Annotated in this window: 2 protein-coding genes; both read right to left on the bottom strand. The window is 52.6% G+C overall.

Annotated elements, in window-relative coordinates; translation table 11 throughout:
* A partial coding sequence (locus GRP75_RS27005) for an aminotransferase class I/II-fold pyridoxal phosphate-dependent enzyme (RefSeq protein WP_160790895.1) occupies window positions 1-760 on the bottom strand: 760 nt, incomplete at its 3' end.
* Window position 761: 1 nt separating this feature from the next.
* A partial coding sequence (locus GRP75_RS27000; RefSeq protein WP_160790894.1) for an ATP-grasp domain-containing protein occupies window positions 762-1383 on the bottom strand: 622 nt, incomplete at its 5' end.

The following is a 1383-nucleotide window of genomic DNA, read 5'->3' as shown; positions in this document are numbered from 1 at the left end:
CGCACGCATAGCCTACCCGCCAGCCTGTCATCGCAAATGCTTTGGAAAAACCACTGATGACAATCGTACGCTCCTTCATGCCCGGCAAAGAGGCGATACTGACATGCTTTCTCCCGTAAGTCAGTTCGGCATACACTTCATCCGAAATGACGACCAGATTATGTTTGATAATGAGCTCTGTCATCGGCAGCCAATCCTGCTCCGTCATAACTGTTCCAGTCGGATTACAGGGATAATTGATCATTAAAACCTTTGAATGAGGTGTAATTGCCGCTTGCAGCGCTTGCGGGGTCAGCTTGAATTGCTCCTCTGCCGTAGCCGCCACCTCTACAATTTTACCGCCATGCAGATGGGTAATGGGTTCATAGGCAATATAGCTTGGTGCTGGAATCAGCACCTCGTCACCCGGATCGATCACTGCTCGCAGCGCCAGGTCGACGGCTTCACTGCTCCCCACCGTCACAATCATTTCCTGCTCAGGGTCATAGGAAAGCGCGAAGCTGCTGGAAAAATAAGCCGAGATCTCCTCCCGCAGCTCCATCAAGCCGGCATTCGAAGTATATTTCGTCTGTCCTTCACGCAATGCCTGAATGCAAGCTTCACGTACCTTTTCCGGTGTAACGAAATCAGGCTCTCCGACCCCAAGGGCGATTGTACCTCCGCCTGCTGCATTCAGATCAAAAAAAGCGCGAATTCCCGATGGCCGAATATCCCGTACACGCGAGGATACAAACCGCCCTGTCCCCTTTTCACTAAACATATTACGCCATCCCCCATTCCTGTTTCCGCTCATGGAGCGAGCTGGCAATAATATGGTCCAGTAGCTGTGTAAAGGTTATACCCGCAGCTGCCGCACTCTTCGGAAGCAGGCTGTTGGCGGTCATTCCCGGTAATGTGTTCACTTCCAGCACGTAAGGTCTATCCTGACACAAAATCATATCGACCCTTGCATAGACCTTACATTGCAGCAGCCGGTAGCTGGCCAGTGCCGCCTCGCGCACACGCTGCTCAATAACGGGGGGAAGCTCGACCACCTTCTCCTCAGCGCCGCCGACCTCGTATTTTGCTTTGTAGTCGAACCACTTCGAACGAGCGGAGCTAATGCTAATAATCGGCAATACCTCGCCATCTACGATGGAGCAGGTAATCTCCGTCCCTTCATAATAGGACTCAATCAAGATCGCTTGATCCAAGCTGCAAGCCCCCTGAACAGCCGACAGCAGTTCCTTCTCATTTTGTACAAGCTGGATGCCGATGCTGGATCCCCCCGTATTCGGCTTCACAATAACCGGGTAGCCCAAACGCTCCACCACCTGCGGATCATAATCGTCCATCCCCTGCCAGTAAAGGCCTGAAGGCGTATGCACACCCGCTGCCTTCAAC

Origin of the sequence: Paenibacillus sp. OT2-17, from assembly GCF_009827695.1 — a bacterium.
In the GTDB taxonomy this organism is placed as follows: domain Bacteria; phylum Bacillota; class Bacilli; order Paenibacillales; family Paenibacillaceae; genus Paenibacillus; species Paenibacillus polymyxa_B.
Note: the sequence above shows the minus strand (reverse complement) of the source record. Positions and strands in the feature narration are given on the sequence as shown.